Annotated in this window: 12 protein-coding genes; 6 read left to right on the forward strand and 6 right to left on the reverse strand. The window is 41.0% G+C overall.

What is annotated here, in order from left to right; all coding sequences use genetic code 11:
* From S4054249_RS05780 to S4054249_RS05800, 5 genes are all read right to left on the reverse strand, one after another.
* Positions 1-990, reverse strand: coding sequence for a 6-phosphofructokinase (locus S4054249_RS05780; protein ID WP_046356627.1), 990 nt, complete (start codon positions 988-990; stop codon positions 1-3).
* Between the two features lie 68 nt (positions 991-1,058).
* Complete coding sequence (locus S4054249_RS05785; RefSeq protein ID WP_046356626.1) at positions 1,059-2,891, reverse strand: choice-of-anchor I family protein; 1,833 nt, start codon at positions 2,889-2,891, stop codon at positions 1,059-1,061.
* A gap of 174 nt (positions 2,892-3,065) precedes the next feature.
* Complete coding sequence (locus S4054249_RS05790; RefSeq protein ID WP_046356625.1) at positions 3,066-3,464, reverse strand: MmcQ/YjbR family DNA-binding protein; 399 nt, start codon at positions 3,462-3,464, stop codon at positions 3,066-3,068.
* 796 nt (positions 3,465-4,260) lie between these two features.
* The gene (locus tag S4054249_RS05795) at positions 4,261-6,345 is read right to left on the reverse strand and encodes a putative bifunctional diguanylate cyclase/phosphodiesterase (protein WP_080928376.1); all 2,085 of its coding nucleotides are present in this window, start codon (positions 6,343-6,345) and stop codon (positions 4,261-4,263) included.
* Positions 6,346-6,693: 348 nt separating this feature from the next.
* Positions 6,694-9,384, reverse strand: a complete 2,691-nt coding sequence (locus S4054249_RS05800; RefSeq protein WP_046356624.1) for an insulinase family protein — start codon at positions 9,382-9,384, stop codon at positions 6,694-6,696.
* 144 nt (positions 9,385-9,528) lie between these two features.
* Between S4054249_RS05800 and sixA the strand changes: the two genes are divergently transcribed.
* The 6 genes from sixA (at position 9,529) to yegD (ending at position 16,505) form a co-directional block, all read left to right on the forward strand.
* The gene (gene sixA / locus S4054249_RS05805) at positions 9,529-9,996 is read left to right on the forward strand and encodes a phosphohistidine phosphatase SixA (RefSeq protein WP_046356623.1); all 468 of its coding nucleotides are present in this window, start codon (positions 9,529-9,531) and stop codon (positions 9,994-9,996) included.
* A gap of 685 nt (positions 9,997-10,681) precedes the next feature.
* Positions 10,682-13,009, forward strand: a complete 2,328-nt coding sequence (locus S4054249_RS05810; RefSeq protein WP_046356622.1) for a TonB-dependent receptor — start codon at positions 10,682-10,684, stop codon at positions 13,007-13,009.
* Between the two features lie 134 nt (positions 13,010-13,143).
* Positions 13,144-13,443 carry a hypothetical protein gene (locus S4054249_RS05815; RefSeq protein ID WP_046356621.1) on the forward strand — a complete coding sequence of 100 codons (300 nt, stop codon included), beginning with the start codon at positions 13,144-13,146 and terminating at the stop codon, positions 13,441-13,443.
* A 17-nt stretch (positions 13,444-13,460) separates the two neighbouring features.
* Positions 13,461-14,114 carry an HAD family hydrolase gene (locus tag S4054249_RS05820; protein WP_046356620.1) on the forward strand — a complete coding sequence of 218 codons (654 nt, stop codon included), beginning with the start codon at positions 13,461-13,463 and terminating at the stop codon, positions 14,112-14,114.
* Between the two features lie 112 nt (positions 14,115-14,226).
* Positions 14,227-15,069, forward strand: a complete 843-nt coding sequence (locus S4054249_RS05825) for a DNA ligase (RefSeq protein ID WP_046356619.1) — start codon at positions 14,227-14,229, stop codon at positions 15,067-15,069.
* A gap of 74 nt (positions 15,070-15,143) precedes the next feature.
* Positions 15,144-16,505: a molecular chaperone gene (yegD, locus tag S4054249_RS05830; RefSeq protein ID WP_046356618.1), complete on the forward strand. Its 1,362-nt coding sequence runs from the start codon at positions 15,144-15,146 to the stop codon at positions 16,503-16,505.
* Here yegD and S4054249_RS05835 read toward each other — a convergent pair.
* Positions 16,502-16,960 (reverse strand): methylglyoxal synthase, encoded by a 459-nt coding sequence (locus tag S4054249_RS05835; RefSeq protein ID WP_046356617.1) that lies wholly within the window; start codon positions 16,958-16,960, stop codon positions 16,502-16,504. The genes yegD and S4054249_RS05835 overlap by 4 nt on opposite strands.
* Between the last annotated feature and the right edge of the window lie 4 nt (positions 16,961-16,964).

Below are 16,964 nucleotides of genomic sequence, written 5' to 3' on the forward strand. Positions count from 1 at the left end.
TTAAGAACCGATGCTAATTTGATGGTAGGCCGAGCGTAATGCTTGGTCTACTGGTTTGTTTTGTTCCGTGGCTCTGATAATACAGTGGCGAGTGACTTGTCCTGCCACTTTACCGATCATGACGCCAGTGCTTTCTTGAGCTGCTCTGACCGCTTCAATGCCGAGCTCTGTCGCTAATATGCGATCTTCTGGTGAGGGACTGCCACCGCGTTGTATATACCCTAATACACATACCGCACTTTCAATCTTGTCTGCATCTTGTAGATCTTTCTTTAAACCCAGAGGCCCGTTTGGCCAGAGATTTTCAGCAAGCACTATGACAAACCCATTTTGATTAGTCTGTTTTTGCGATTGAATTTTAGCGACTAAGTCAGTTTTTACTTGATCTAAACTATTTATATTACAGTTTTCAAATGACAGGATTGATTCTGCTCCTGTAGCGAGTCCGACATTAAACGCGATATGGCCACTGTGGCGACCCATGACCTCGACGATAAAAACGCGTTCAAATGCGTTTGCGGTATCGCGAATTTTGTCTATTGCTTGTGTTGCCGTATTAACTGCACTGGCAAAGCCTATGGTTGTGTCAGTACAGGCAAGATCATTGTCAATAGTTGCAGGGATCCCAATAAGATTGCCAGACCAATAGGTTTGTAATGCCATCATCCCGCGAAAGGAACCATCACCTCCTATGACAATTAAGGCATCGACTTTGTGTTTTGTCAGCGTATTTGCAACTTGCTTGAGACCTTCATCTTGATGCATTTCTTGACAGCGTGCACTTTTTAAAATCGTGCCGCCATGTTGAATAATAGGAGCCACTAAATCGGCCGATAGGTAACGATATTCATCATTTAATAGTCCGTTGTAACCATGGTAAAAGCCAATACACTGGATTTTTTGATCATGGCATGACAATACAATCGAACGTATTGCCGCATTCATACCGGGTGCATCGCCGCCGCTGGTGATAATTGCTATGCGTTTCATGTATTCCCCAATTGATTAGGAGCATGCAAGTTTTATCGTAGACAGCGATGCCCAAATGTCAAAATTGTTTATTTACTGGATAAAGACCAAATTGACACGCTGCCAGAAATTTCATTACCTACAACTAACAAAGCTTCTCCTGTCGGACTTTGCGCTTGATCAATAAACACCATACCTTCTGGAGCAAGGTCGCCGCTGATCTGCTCGCCGGCTTCTAAACCCCTATTTATCATGTATGTATTCATGGTAACGTTGAACGGGTTAGTGACATCATAGACCAGTATGCCTCCCATTCTTTCTAACCCAATGAATGCATAGGTACGGTCATTGATTTGACCAATTGCCAGTGCTTCCGGCTCAGCGCCTTTGGCATCTGAACGTGTATCGCCTTTATTCTCGTCTTCATCATTGTTAAATGCTGAGCCATGAATGGCTGATGTGATTTTCCCAATCTCGTCACCAGAGTCATATACTTTATGACCATGATGATCCCAGATTGAGAATGAGCGTGCTCCGTAGGTATAGAGCTCTTCATATTGGTTATCATTGTCTGAATCACCTAATACGGTGCTCACTTTTAATCTGCCTATGTCTTGGTCGTCATTGTTTAAATAGTCGAAGTTATTACTGAGTGTTAAATCTTCTGCTCTTATTTCATCGGTGTATGCAAGACAGCCGTCATCGCTATCAAATGATAGCCCGCCGTCAGCTAAACAGGTAGCCTCGTCAGGTGAATCAAAAAAGTATTCACGCCCATCTCCTTCGTTGGCCGAAATGATGAAATTTGCCCCTTGCCACTGATAAGCCGAAATTGTGTCTGGTTGATACATACCATATAATCCGGGGTAGGAGGCAAAATTGATGGCGTCATCTTTATCAGATGCATCCAGTGTCCAGTTTCCCCAGTCTTTGAAGCCAAGACCATGTATAGATAAGCTATTATCTAAGAGGTCAACTATTGCAATGGCATTATTTTCTTGCAACGAAACGTAGGCATAGCGACTATCTTTGCTAATTGTGACGTATTCAGGCTCAAGATCCATAGAGACAGTGGTGTTAATGCTGTTTCCTTTGATTGTGCGCCCTGTTGGATTTGCGAACACGACTCCTTGTGCTTTCAGTGCCGCTGATTGCCCGTCAAACTGATTAAAATTCAGGATGGTCGCGGTGTCAGCCACTTGGTTATCGTTGATATCTATTATGGCAATACTGCCTTCAGGATCGATACTATAATCGCCGTTAGGCTCACCTTCGTTTGCAACCACGACTTTTTTACCATCAGGACTAAATGTGACCATATCTGGTAAGTCGCCAACAGTCACTGCTTTAATAAATTTAGGATCAGCAGAAATATCAAAAAAAACGATATTACCTGATTGGCCTGTTTCTTTGGCGATTGCGACCGCAAGTAAATTATTATAAATAGCGAGGCTGTTTGCATCACCACTTTCAAATTCGCTCAGATTAATACTTGCATTACTTTGTAGGTTGGTATTTGTTACAACTCCCTCTGCATTGTGAGTCAATGTGTGTGGATCTATTTCTGAAATATTGACGATTTCTATAGTTGCCGGAGATGAGGAGCTGTTTAGCGCAAAGATACGTTGTTTTTGTGCGTGGTAGGCGACAATTTCTGCAGCCCCCTCTGGGCTTTGTGCATTGAGTACAGCTCTACCAACAAGAGAGGGCGTGAGTTGTTGGAAAGAGTCTATGCCAGGCGTGCCATCTAAGCCATTCGTTCCAGTTTCTCCTTTGTCCCCTTTTTCTCCAGGGCTGCCAACTTCTCCGATTTGGCCATTACTTCCATCCTTGCCGTCGATTCCATTAGTGCCATCTTCACCATCAAAAGTACACCCAGCTAGTAAAGTGGAAATCAGTACAGGAAGTATGAATTGTTTCATCGTTATTGTCCCAAAATGTCATTATTTTCGGAGCATAATTAAGCACAGAAGATTTACAGTTAAGTGACAAAAGGGGAAGGGCTATAGAATAGTTAAAATTGTAGGCCAATAAATTTGGACAGATTGCTATTTTGGGCGCTAAATGGCCCTCGCACTTTGTGCGAGGGAGGCCAATTAATTACCACCGGTAGTGATACGGTTTAACTCTTCACGCTGTGCTGTAGGCAGGTTGTCTACAACAATATTGTATGAGTCATCGATTAACTTTTTTAATTCGTCTTCAGGAATACTGCCATCAAGTACGATGGTGTTCCAAAGGCGTTTATTCATATGGTACCCAGGTACAATTGACGAATACTTGTCACGAAGTAACAATGCTTCATCTGGATCGCACTTAAGGTTAAGCCACCACACTGGTTCACCATTTTCATTTGTTTGGCCTTCTTTACCTTCGTACAGCGTTGCAAACATTTTATGCTGCACTTTATACACATCTACTTCTTGTGCAAATGGCTTGGTAATAAAGGTCCCAGGCTTCGCCTGTAAAAAATTATGTACACTCTTCTGATCCATAGCCCGTGTCCTTGAAAAAACTATATTAATTTAAACAACATGGGGCTAATTTTAGCAGCTATTGAGAGAATTCTGTAATGAGTAAGTCTTCTTATGCAAAATGTCATGAAATAACAAATACAGTTGACATATTCACGTAAATAATTATTCATCTAATTACATAAACCGAAATCACAATCCATTGAAATTTATTAAATTAGATGAGATAAGTTCGAAAAACATGTCTAATTTGACTTTCTCACCTTTAAACTGTCTCAAGCAGACTTAAAAAGCTCCACTCTTATGTAGCTGCTAACTACACCATGACCAATTGATCTAACAAGTACTACCTGAACTACTTAATACTTACTTTAGCTTAGTATTCGTAAATTCACTATTACGTTTTACCAAACTCGAAATTTCGCCATGTAAAAAAGTGATTTTGATATTCTTTTAACGTCAATATGCAGTTTAAAACATAATGAAATTTACATTTTGGTGCATAAAAGTACTAATTTGTCTGCATTATCCAGTAATGTTTTGTTTATTAAGGATTTTTTAAAGCTCAACAACAGTGTACTTTTTTTCACTATCAAATAGCTGGCAGTCACTTGTATCTTCAAGACTGGTATTAAATTAAATAATGCAATATTTTGCAACAATTTTGTGTTTTTGTTTGGATTTTATTCGTAAAAATGCAGGTTTGGTGGGTTTTTGAACTGTTTTGTGGCTATAAGGCTGCCAATAGAAGTATCTGTATCTTTCACTCATTTGAGTGCTCATTGCTAAAGTTTAGTGTGTCAGTGAAGGGTATATATCAATTAACTAATTGTAGGCTTGGTTTATTTTCTAATTCAGATTGTAAGAAGCGTTCAAATTCATCGCTGGAAAGAGGTTTAGAATAATAATACCCTTGAATTGTTTGACACTCTAGTTGTTTTAAAAGTGCCAGCTGCTCTTCTTCTTCTACGCCTTCAGCCACGACATGCAGGTCTAAGTTGTGGGCAATGGTTACAATGGAGTCGACCATATTACGTCCTCTTTCACTGCCCATGTCATCGATGAAAGCTTTGTCGACTTTTAATGTGTTTAATGGAAACTGTTTTAAATAGGCTAACGAAGAGTAACCTGTACCAAAATCATCCATGGCTAGGTGAATGCCACGTGAGTTTAACGAGCGCATAATTGAAATTGCTTCTTGTGGGTCATCCATTACAGTCCCTTCGGTTATCTCAAGCTCAAGAAAATAAGAGGGAAGTTGATTTTTTTGCAAGATAATATCTATTCGAGCGGTGAGATCTGGCAAACTAAACTGCTTGGCAGACAGATTGACAGCGACTCTACCATTGAAGAGTCCCTTATCCACCCAGCGTTTGACATCTTTACAGGCTTTATCGAGGACCACTTCGCCAATCTCGATAATCTGGCCAGTTTCTTCGGCTATGGGGATGAATACGCCTGGACTAATGATGCCTTTTTTCGGTGTAATAAAGCGTACTAATGCTTCCATGCCAACGAGTTTACCGGTTCTAATATCCATTTTGGGTTGATAATAAACAACAAAGTGGTCTTCTTTTAAGCCAAATCGCATCAGGTTCTCGATTTGTAAGCGTTTCACAGCTTGCTCATTCATTGAATCATTAAAGAATAAGTAGTGGTTGCCTTTTTGTTTTGCGTGATACATTGCAGTATCGGCATTTTTCAATAGTATCTCGGGTGTTTTTCCATCTTCAGGGAATAAGACTATGCCCACAGAAGAGGTGATCACAAGCTCATGATTCGCCATTTTAAATGGCGTAGCGATCGCGGCTAAAAACTGTTTTGCTACTTTAGTAATGGTATGTATGTCATTAGTGCCAGACATTACCAAAGCGAACTCATCTCCTCCGAGACGGTAGAAGGTATCCTGTTGTCGGCATAGCTTGTTTAGCCGCATAGCAAGCTTTGAAAGCAGGCTATCTCCCAGCTGGTGGCCTAGTGAATCATTGATTTTTTTGAAGTTATCCAAATCGAAAACAAGTAGGGCGTGATGTGTACCTTGCTGCGATAACTTTTTTAAATTAGTAAAGAATAGGTTTCTATTTGGTAACCCTGTAATACGGTCTCGATTTGACAGGTTATGAAGCTGTGATTCTGCTTTTTTTCGTTCTGTTAAATCAGAAAATACCACGACATAGTTTGTGACATGGCCATGACTATTTTTAATTTCATCAATACTCACTTCTATGGGCAACATGTTACCTTTTTGGTCATAGATCTTTAGCTCTTCTTGCCAGTGTTCCGTTTCCTTTAACGCTGATTTAATCTGTCTTATGAATCGGGTGTCATATCCAGGAAGCTGAAAATCTGAGTCGACATACTGTGCTCGTTTTCCACCAAAGACTCGAATATAGCTTGGGTTTAAATCAACCAATTTAAAATTATGGTCATAGATTGCGATAGCATCAGTCAAAGACTCCACACATTTTGCAAATAAGTTTAGCCGCTCTTCTGTACTTTTGAGGTGGTTTATATCTCGCACAGTACCTGTCATTCTGAGCGGGTTGAGATTGTCATCTTTACTGATGACTTTGCCTTTATCTAGCACCCAATGATATTGGTTTAAATTATCTCTTAAGCGGTAGGATGCTTCAAAGAATGCAGTTTTTTCAGCAAAATGTAATTTTAATTGTTTTTCGACTAGGGGAATATCTTGCGGGTGTATACGCCTTGCATTAGGTATAAAGTGACTACTCTTTTCTTCATTCAACGCATATTTATCATTAATACGAATTATGTCACCGGATTGAATATTCCAGTCCCAGAGTGTATCACCGCTTCCTTCTACGGTGCTTTTTAACCACTTTTCTGACATTCTGAGGTGGTCGAGTTTTTGAGTGGCTCTACGGTTAAGTAACAGCATGATAAAAAATGGCGTCAAACAGACAACAGCAACCAGAACAAGCAGAGCGTTGTTGTTTGTTAAGGGCTCTAAGACGTGTGCCTGTACAGAGGTACTCGAAGTGAAAAGATAAATAAGAGCCAATAAATTACTTATATTTTTTTTATATACCATAGTGTACAAGATTAAAACATTCATCGTTAATCTAATCGAAATAACTAGCCCGAGTCAAAGCATAATTGATGAAATGTGGAAAGAGTTAGGTAGATTTAAGGTTTTTTGTACCTTTTTTGTTGCGATGTTAAAGGGGAAGCTGTTCGACAGAGAGCGATGCCCTATTAAGTATCGCTCCAGGGGGAATTTACAGCCTTAATTTATACGCAATGTAATACTTGGAAAATCTTTTTTGGTGACAGTAAAGATGAAATCCTTGAGCTCGCTAAATGTGAGGTGCTCTAAAGCCTCTAACAATTGGGCTTGCATCGTGAAAGTATGATCTTCATTACCTATCGCTATCCAAAAACGTTGAGACCGTAAACGCAAGTTTTTATCTTTTTCTGCAATTTGTGATTGAAGACTTGATTTTACATCTGTCCAATGTGAACCATCTAGATCGTCTATATTTGTAACAAAGTCATCAATAAAAGATTGGTGTTGCTGGAAAAGTTCACCGCTATTAAATTTAGGCGATTGAATATAAAAGGCAATGCCTGCTCTATTATTAAATGGTGCGTAACCTGCGCCTACTAAATAACCAAGCTGGCGTTCTGTGCGTAGTTTTTCAAAGTAGAGTTGGCTAACCAGCTGGTTGAAAGCCATGATTTTTATTTTATCTTGCACACTGTGATTTGGGGCTTGAATATAGTGGATAAAAGCATGCTCGCTTTGCTCATTAGTCAGAGTAGCCTCATAGTACGTCTCAATTGTATTGAGCGGCTTTTTTAAGTCTTCCAAAATTTCACTTTTGGCAAAATTGGATAGCAGTTGATGCTTAATATCAACCGCATGTTGCAGCTGCCAATTACCATGTAAAAATGCTTTTGCATGAATGGAGGTAAAAAATGACTCTCGAAATGAATTAAATTCATTAAAGCAGACGTTTTGAAGCGCTTTGGCGAGATCATTTGGTGTTGGGTTCCACGGCATGAGCTTTGCGCCTAAAATACTGAACAGCTCACTGACTGGCTTGTTTTTGTTATGGTTTTGCCAATGACGTATCAATTGCTTTTTATATTCTGCAAATCGAGCAGCACTGATAGGCTGCTTTTGTAATGCCTCTACAAGCTGAGATACTAATTTTAACTGGCAAGACGATAACCCCGCTGTATGAAGTGTTAGTCCTCCCTGATGTGATGTGAGGTGATAGCTGAGTCCGGCAAGTTCTGCTGAATAAAACTGCTCAGCAACGCTATCCATAAACAAATCAGCAAATAGTCGTGTAAGTGCCATTGCTTTATGGTTAGAAATAGACGCTTCAGAATCGATTTCAAGGTAGAAATGCCCTTTAGTCACTCTGAATGTTGCATCCTGCTTAAACCAAAATGCGAACCCCGGTCTTTCTTGTAATTGACTCGGAATATGGGTTGTTGACTCAATATCATACAAAGTATTTTCGTTACTTAGATACGGGTTGACATTGGGAAGGCGCATTTCGGGCAAAGGTTCGTGTACGCGGGATAGTGCTTCAAGCCACTCTTTATCTATTTGAGCGACTTGATAGGGCGTGTTGTACCATTGAGCGATTTTATTGACAGCGCCTTCCTCATCGATTGCTGTTGGATGTATTAAGACGAGTCGCATATTGTTAGGGGATAGATAACCTAATAATTCAGTGTGAAGACTTTGGTTAAAATGTTCCATGCAGTAGTCGCCATAAAGTGTGTACTCTTGACTATAATGATGCATATTCACACTAACATTACTGACCCAATCGATGAGCTTATTCACTTCCTGATTATCGAAAGCCAATTCCATCAATTGTTTTTTGTCCGCGTATAATGCTGGCAGTATCTGCTGTTGCTCTTTGATCAAGCTGATATACTCAAATAAGAGTTCGACGATATCTTCGTAAAATTCAATTCCCAAGTCTGTCAGGGCAAAGCTGATATTAAAGTCCTTAAAGTTACTGCCGTTGACTCCGCCGCCTGCAGACAAAGCATTTATCCAGCCATTTTTTTTAAGTATTGCATAGAGCGAGCCTTCGCCTTCATACCCAAGCAAGTGAGCTAAAAAACTTAAGCTTTTATAGCGATAAAGTTCATCAATATTGGGCATTGCAAAGCTGACAATAAGCTTCTGTAAGTGTTTCCTTGGTTTGATATGTAATTTTATCCCAAGATCTTCTGGGCGGTAGAAGGGCACCGATATTTGCGGTTTTAGATGCTTAATATTTCCTTTAATAGCCGTAAAGTGAGTATGAGCAAGCTTCTCTAACTGGTTAGTCTTTTGAGGGCCAGCAATAACTAAGGTCATCCATTGCGCTTGGTAGTGATGTTTAAAAAAGCTGATGATTTCTCGTCGGATATCCCCATGGCTATCGCCTAACGTGTCATGATTTCCAACTGAAAACTTGGTAAAAGGGTGCGCTGGATTGGCAGTTTCTTTGTGGGCTTGAATAATTCGACGGTTATCATCTTTGACTTTGAGATTAAACTCAGCATCGATTGCATTGCGCTCGTCCGTCAAAGCACTTTGCTCGAACAAGGGGGCAATGAAAAAGTCAGAAAAGCGCGAAAGTAGGTGGTCTAGCTTGGTGCTAAGACAGTCAAAAAAGTAACAAGTGTGCTCTGTGCCCGTCCAAGCGTTGCTGTTTCCTCCACTTTGACTAACAATTTGCGAGAACTCCCCTTTAATTGGGTATTGCTCTGTACCTAAAAACAACATATGCTCAATGAAGTGGGCCATGCCTTGGCGACCAACTGGATCGTCGAAGTGGCCTACATTAATAGTTAAAGAGGCAGCGGACTTCTCACTACTCGGGTCGGTTATGAGTAAAACCCTAAGACCATTGTCCAGTGTTATGTGCTTATATTGTTTATTATCATTGTTGCTTAATTTCAAGTTTACGCCGCCGATATAAGAAGTGAGACAGTCTTAAAAGTAGTAAACCACTTACCAGTTCTAAGTATTTTGTTTTAATATAGCGGACATGCAACTAGGTTTACTACTGAATAGAGATAAAAAACCAATACTTTTCGGAGAGCTATGAAAACAATATTGATAATGCGTCATGGTGAAGCCGGCCCCATGCAGGCAGATGATGCCGCTCGCTTACTGACCGAACGAGGTAAAGTACAAGCGTTCGAAATGGGAAAATGGTTATCTCAGTCATATCAACCAAATGCATTACTCGTAAGCCCATATTCTCGCGCACAACAGACAGCTGAAGCCGTAAAGCAAAGCAATGAATTTGCTTATACAGAGACCTGTAACGATGTGATACCCAGCGGTAATGCTTCTTTTGCTGTTGATTATCTTGAAACGCTTATTAGTATGAATGAGGCGTTAGATAATTGGCTGATTGTTGCTCATATGCCGATCGTCAGTTATATGGTGGATCAACTTGTACCTGGTGAGATGCCTATTTTTCCTACTGCTGGTGTGGCCGTGATAGAGTATTGTCCTAGGACACACAAGTCTACTTATAAAGGGCTTCATTCTCCTTCCTGTTAATGTTCCTAGGACTGCAATCGAAATAACATACCTTGAGTAAAGTTATGTAATTTTGCAGTCTATATGTCATGCCTGCTGTGCCTCTATGTTATTTTGAATAAAAATTTAATTCCACTTTTGAACTATTGGGCTGTGGTGTGTTCTTACTTTTATCTGTTGTAATGTGATAGCAGAGGTCTAATGTCCTCTTATCTCAATCTACAGTTCGATAAGATAACAAAGCTTTCATGACACCGGTTACCATTTTGGGCGATGGTCATCAGTGCAAACTAAAGATATTTCATTTTTTTATTGCAGAGACTAGTTTGACCTTATTTTGCTTCATCAATGAAATATTGATCTTTTGTTTACTAATTGGGTAAAAAATAATTTCTGGAACATAGTGTTGAACAGTTTATAAGGACAAATGTCCGCTTTTTGTAGCTAAAAGTTGTTAAATTTGACCTAACGTCGTCGAACGTTGTGAAAATGTGTGTAATTTATGTGTTTATTAGAAGCATTTTAAAAATATGCTGCTATAATTACGCCCGTCGCGTTCAGCCTCGTTTTGTCGTTTTGCACTCTCGAGATCGAGGTCCGCGTTGTTTGTCATCAACGCGCAAAATTGAACGCCATAGCCAATGTGATACGGCGCCCAAATATACCGTTGAACTCAAAGAGTGCATTAATAAGGTCAAAAACCAACATGAAAGCAATGAAAAGATCTACGTTAGCAACTTTAATCAATGCAACGTTGTTCTCTGCTGTGGCAGGTACTTCATTCACTACGCTAGCTGAAGAAGAGCAAGCGAAAAGCAATCAACTGGAAGTGATTCAAATCACCGCACGTAAACGGGTTGAAAATGCACAAGAAGTGCCAGTTTCAGTGTCTGCATTACAAGGTGATAATTTAGACGCCTATAGTTCTGCTGGTATGGATATCCGCTTTATGAACGCTAAGATCCCGAGCTTATCGGTTGAATCTTCGTTTGGACGTACATTCCCGCGCTTTTATGTTCGCGGTCTTGGTAACACCGATTTCGATTTGAATGCATCTCAGCCTGTTTCACTTGTGGTTGATGAAGTTGTCCAAGAAAACCCTATCCTAAAAGGCTTCCCTGTTTTTGATATTGAGCGTATCGAAGTATTACGTGGTCCACAGGGCACTTTATTTGGCCGTAACACGCCAGCTGGTCTAGTTAAATTTGACTCTGTAAAGCCAAGCCAAGAGTTTGATGGCTATGCGTCAGTGGCATATGGTAGCCGTGAGTCTGTTGACTTTGAAGGTGCTGTAGGCACAGGTCTAACTGACAAAATTTCTACACGTGTATCTGTATTATGGCAAGAGCAGCCAGACTACATTGATGTTCGCTCTCCTGAAGGTGTGACAAATGAGTTCGCTAAAGATGACTCATTAGGCGGTTACAGCGAAAAAGCAGCACGTATTCAATTCTTATACGAAGGTGATGATTTTACAGGTTTGTTAAACTATCACGTCCGTGACCTTGACGGTCGTCCAATCCCTTTCCGTGCAAATCTAATTGAGAAAGGTTCGAACAACATCAACCCAGCTTATGACAATGATGTCGTATACCATGATGCTGCATCACGCGCGACACAGCAAGTAGAAACGCAAGGCTTAAGTTTAAAGCTTGAGTGGGATCTTGCTGAACACACAGTGACGTCAATCACTGCTTGGGAAAGTGCTGAGATTTACTCTCGTGCAGACATTGATGGTGGATATGGTGCAGTATTTTTACCTCAATCTGGTCCAGGTGTAATTGCTTTCCCATCAGAAACTGCTGATGGTTTACCTGACCATGACCAATATACGCAAGAATTACGTCTCTCTAGTAATTACTCTGGCGATTTTAACTATCAAGTTGGCGTTTTCTTATTTGAAGAAGACATGACCATTGAAAGCTTTAGTTATGATACAACTGTTTTTGATGCAACCGCTGGCGCATATGGATTACAAAACGGTTATGCTGTACAAACACAAGAAACGTCAGCTTGGGCAGTTTTCGGTTCATTTGACTATACAGTAAGTGATCAGTTGGATGTCACTCTAGGTCTCCGTTATTCGGATGATGAAAAAGAGTTCCGTGCAGAGCGCACTAAGAGCCCAGTTGGAGCGGCTGACTCTTTAGTGGGTACTGCTAATCCAAGTGACAGCCACGTTAGCTGGGATTTGAGTGCAACTTATAAATTAACTGATGACGTTAATCTATTTGCTCGTTTGGCAAACGGCTTCAGAGCACCAAGTGTTCAAGGTCGTATCTTATTTGGTGATGTAGTGACTGTTGCTGACTCTGAAACAACTAACTCAATTGAGTTTGGTGTAAAGTCAGATGTGCTAGACGGCCAAGGTCGTGTTAATGCAACTGTATTCTATTACCAGATGAGCGATCAGCAATTAACCGCTGTTGGTGGAGGTGCAAACTTTAACCGTCTACTTAATGCTGATAAGACGAATGGTTACGGCTTTGAACTTGATACTGAGTGGGTACTGACTGATGAACTAAACGCAACGTTTAACTTAAGTTATAACGAAACAGAGTTAGATGATGCCGATCTTGAAGTGGGTGCTTGTGGATCTGCATGTACGATTCAAGACCCATTCCGTCAAGTAGCTAACCCATTTGCAGCTGATGGCGATGGCATGGATGAGATTGCAAATATTGACGGTAACTCATTACCTCATGCGCCAAAGTGGATTGTGAATGCAACGCTTCGTTATTCGACAGAGATTGGCGATGGTGAGTTCTTCACATATGCAGATGCATCTTACCGAAGTAAAATCGACTTTTTCTTGTATAGAGCAGCAGAGTTTACTGGTAAAGAACTGTTTGAAGTAGGTCTGCGTTCAGGTTACGCATGGGCTTCGGGTGACAACGAATACGAAGCATCTGTTTTTGTACGTAATTTATTTGATACACAGCGTGTAATTGGTGGTGTGGATTTCAACAACCTTACTGGTATGTTGAATGAAGAGCGCTTCATTGGTGCTGAGTTCAAGGTTCGTTTCTTTTAATTTGTAACTGAAATGAATTAGTCAATTTTAAACCCGTGTTATTGGATAAATAACACGGGTTTTTTATTTCTTTAATGCAACTGTCGGAATTAGCTGATACAGTCGCATCGTAGTTTTAGTAAGAGGAGTTAAACATGTCTGGGTTTTGGAACTATCGCGTGATTTTTTGTGAAGGTAAAGATAGTGAGTCACCGCTATACCAAATTCATGAAGTTGAATACAATATCAATGGTAAAGTGACTAATTGGTCAGAGACAGGTGCCGCTCCTTTTGGTCACACAATTGAAGAGTTACAAGCGGATTCTGATAGACTTAAGTCTGCTTTTGAAAAGCCTGTACTTAAAGTTGTGCGCAAACAACGTGGCTATGAATTAGTTGAAGTGGAGACGGGTGAAGAAGCTTATGCGGAGCCGCCGACTGCATTAAAAGGTTAAATAAAAAAGGAGTGTTTATGGGTTTACAGGCAATATTGTTCGATTTTGATGGTACGTTGGTAGACTCAGAAGCGCTCCACTACACCAGCTGGTGTAAGGTTTTGGCACCATTTGATATTTTTATTAGTGAGGCTGATTTTTGCGATGAATTTTCAGGCGTGCCCACTGTCAAAACGGGCCATATTTTACAGCAGCGCTACAATCTACGTTATTCAGGTGATGAGCTCGCCAAACAAAAAAATCTTCAGTTTATAGAAACGGCTGCTAGTCAAAAGCCTAAACTGATGCCCCATGCTGTCGATGTCCTTTCTCTGTGTGCGCAGCATTATACGTTGGCATTGGTAACAGGCAGCACACGAGATGAAGCGATGCCTGTGTTAAAACATTATCGGTTGTTAGAATTTTTTGAATGCATTGTCTGCAAGGATGATGTCACTAACCCTAAGCCACATCCAGAGCCCTATTGTTTGGCTATGTCCAAGCTTAATATTAACGCACAAGATGCCATTGCCGTAGAAGATTCACAAACAGGGTTAACATCTGCTACCGCTGCAGGATTGAAAACGGTGGTGATATCCCATTTACACTCAGCAGGCCAAGATTTTTCCAAAGCTACATGGCGAAGCGAAAGCTTGGATGCAATGTGGCAGCAAATCGTAAAGCCGAGTTAAACTGTACAAGTTGATTAAAGGTGCTATTTTAAATAAGAGCCATTGAAAAGCTGACAAGATGTTTAGCTGTGATGGCTTTTATTTTTTGTTTTTATCTGCAAAGGAAAGTAGCATGAAACACGTCTTTTTTGGGTTCTGTACAGCCCTTATTGTTTGCGCCAGCCCCACTTCTTTTTCTAATATTGCACCAGATGTTCAACTTGCTAAAGAGTATGAGAAGCAAAAACCCGTCAGTGATTATTTGATAAGTGAAAAGTATGATGGTGTACGTGCAATTTGGGATGGCAAGCTGCTCAAAACCCGCTCTGGGCATATAATTCATGCTCCAAAATGGTTTACAGCCGTATTACCTAATCGTTGGCTGGATGGAGAATTATGGGCAGGGTATAACAACTTTGCGTTTGTCAGTAGTTTGGTGCGCAGAAAGGTGCCTGATCATGACAATTGGCAGCAGGTTCATTACCTTATTTTTGATGCCCCAGATCCGCTGTTGACCTTTGAGCAACGCTTTGAAAAATATCAAGGTATTGTTAACGGGTTACACAGTATCCATGTGAAGCCTATTCCTCAGCACCATTTTACGAATAAAGCTCAATTAGATGAATTTTATACTCAGGTTCTGTTGCGTGGTGGTGAGGGGGTAATATTACATGAAAAACAAGCAACCCATCAGGCTGGGAGAACAGCTCAGGTGCTCAAATATAAACCAAAGTTTGATGCGGAAGCGATTGTGTTGGCGTATTTACCAGGTAAAGGTAAATATCAGGGAATGATGGGCGCAATCAGGGTTAAAACGATGGAAGGGGTTATATTTAACATCGGTACAGGGTTCACAGACGAGCAGCGTATGTCCCCGCCCGCTATCGGAAGTACAATAACATTTCAATACCAAGGGCTTACCAAATACGGCAAACCACGATTTGCCAGCTTTTTACGCACACGTGATGCTTTGTAAGGAGCGAGAGTCTTTTAAATCTATTTGAGCTATGGTAAATTTCGTCCTTTTTTGCGAGCGAATGCGAGGTAAAAATGGTCGTTGGGTTTGATTATGGTAGCTCAAATTGTGCAATGGGTGTAATGCGCGCAGGTGCGGTCGAGTTGATCCCTTTGGAAAACTCGAAGTGTTACCTTCCTTCAACTTTATATGCACTACATAACTCGCTTATCTCTGAATATGTTGCAAAGGGCATTCAAGAGAGTGCACAGTCCCAGTTCAGAGCACAGAGAAATGGCATATTGAAAAGTGCACAATTTGCTCGTAGCGACTTAGGCTTGATGCCACAAGAAACGGGCGTTTTTGTTGGTCAAGAAGCGATTGAAGAATACATCTCTATGCCAGAAGAGGGCTATTTTGTTAAATCGCCAAAGTCATTCTTTGGTGCAATAGGACTGAAGCCTGAACAAATCGCATTTTTTGAAGATATTGCCACAGCCATGATCTTAGTGCTCAAAACCCGCGCTGAACAACACTTAGGTAAAGCGCTTACACAAACGGTGATTGGCCGCCCTGTTAATTTCCAAGCTGTCGGGGGAGAGGATAGTAATCGCCAAGCGATATCCATTTTAACCACAGCGGCGAAACGTGCGGGTTTCACTGATGTTGAGTTTCTCTATGAACCCTTGGCCGCTGGTATTGATTTTGAATCAGATCTGCAACAGGATCAAAAAGTACTCGTGGTTGATATTGGTGGTGGTACCAGTGATTGCTCATTTGTACAAATGGGCCCAAGTTATCGGGATTGTGAAGATCGAAGTGCCCACTTTTTGGCGCATACGGGGAAACGGATCGGGGGCAACGATTTAGACATTGCTCTTGCATTTCATAAGTTAATGCCTGTGTGTGGTTTAGGCGGACAGTTTAAATCCGGCCTACCACTGCCAAAACAAGCTTTTTGGCAAGCATGCAAAATTAATGACATTCAATTGCAGAGTGATTTTTACAGCGGTGCCTTTGGTCGTGAGCTGAATACCATGCTGCGTGATGTCTGTGAGCCTGAAAAGCTAAAGCGCTTGCAAGTGATCCAAGCAAACAAGATGACACATCAGTTTGTCAGGCAAGCTGAACTTGCGAAAATTGCGTTGAGTGATGATAGTGCGCATCAAGTTGATTTATCATTTATTGAAAATGAATTGGTGCAAAACCTCGATCTTGTTCAATTAACCGAATCTGTTGAGTCAAGTTTGCAGCAAGTTGTGGCACTTGCCGAGCAAGCGATTTCAGACGCCGGTACTAAACCTGATGCAATTTATCTGACCGGGGGCAGTGCACAATCGCCTTTGTTAAAAAGTGCATTACAGGCAAAGTTGGGCGATACCCCAATGTTGAACGGTGACAACTTCGGTAGTGTCACCGCTGGCTTAACAAAGTGGGCTGAGCGGATTTATCGTTAACGAATACGATTAGAAATATACGCTGAATAATCGGGCTGTGTTCTTGGCAGCTCAGTATTCATCAAAGTTGAAGTCAGTAGCATATCTGCGCTGGCTTCATTGCACGCCACTGGAATATTCCAAACAGCAGCGAGCCTCAACAGGGCTTTAACATCAGGGTCGTGGGGCTGAGATGACAAAGGGTCCCAAAAGAATATCAACATGTCTATTTGTTGCTCAGCAATTTTGGCCCCTATTTGTTGATCTCCGCCCATTGGCCCGCTCATTAGCTGTGTAACTTCTAGCCCTGTTTGTGATGCTATCAATGCACCTGTTGTGCCGGTCGCATTCAAAATATGTTTCGCCAAAACAGCTCTATGTGTTTTGCACCAATGAGCCATACTTGATTTTTTGCCATCATGGGCAACCAAAGCAATACGTTTAGTCGCAGGTATTTTAGCTTGTGTGTATTTCATATCT

The sequence above is a fragment of the Pseudoalteromonas luteoviolacea genome (assembly GCF_001750165.1).
Taxonomy (GTDB): Bacteria; Pseudomonadota; Gammaproteobacteria; order Enterobacterales; family Alteromonadaceae; genus Pseudoalteromonas; species Pseudoalteromonas luteoviolacea_G.

What these genes read in the sequence shown, in the direction of transcription:
- S4054249_RS05780 (WP_046356627.1), bottom strand. Translation starts at nt 990, where the DNA reads ATGAAACGCATAGCAATTATCACCAGCGGCGGCGATGCACCCGGTATG.
- S4054249_RS05785 (WP_046356626.1), bottom strand. Translation starts at nt 2,891, where the DNA reads ATGAAACAATTCATACTTCCTGTACTGATTTCCACTTTACTAGCTGGG.
- S4054249_RS05790 (WP_046356625.1), bottom strand. Translation starts at nt 3,464, where the DNA reads ATGGATCAGAAGAGTGTACATAATTTTTTACAGGCGAAGCCTGGGACC.
- S4054249_RS05795 (WP_080928376.1), bottom strand. Translation starts at nt 6,345, where the DNA reads ATGCTGTTACTTAACCGTAGAGCCACTCAAAAACTCGACCACCTCAGA.
- sixA (WP_046356623.1), top strand. Translation starts at nt 9,529, where the DNA reads ATGAAAACAATATTGATAATGCGTCATGGTGAAGCCGGCCCCATGCAG.
- S4054249_RS05810 (WP_046356622.1), top strand. Translation starts at nt 10,682, where the DNA reads ATGAAAGCAATGAAAAGATCTACGTTAGCAACTTTAATCAATGCAACG.
- S4054249_RS05815 (WP_046356621.1), top strand. Translation starts at nt 13,144, where the DNA reads ATGTCTGGGTTTTGGAACTATCGCGTGATTTTTTGTGAAGGTAAAGAT.
- S4054249_RS05820 (WP_046356620.1), top strand. Translation starts at nt 13,461, where the DNA reads ATGGGTTTACAGGCAATATTGTTCGATTTTGATGGTACGTTGGTAGAC.
- S4054249_RS05825 (WP_046356619.1), top strand. Translation starts at nt 14,227, where the DNA reads ATGAAACACGTCTTTTTTGGGTTCTGTACAGCCCTTATTGTTTGCGCC.
- yegD (WP_046356618.1), top strand. Translation starts at nt 15,144, where the DNA reads ATGGTCGTTGGGTTTGATTATGGTAGCTCAAATTGTGCAATGGGTGTA.
- S4054249_RS05835 (WP_046356617.1), bottom strand. Translation starts at nt 16,960, where the DNA reads ATGAAATACACACAAGCTAAAATACCTGCGACTAAACGTATTGCTTTG.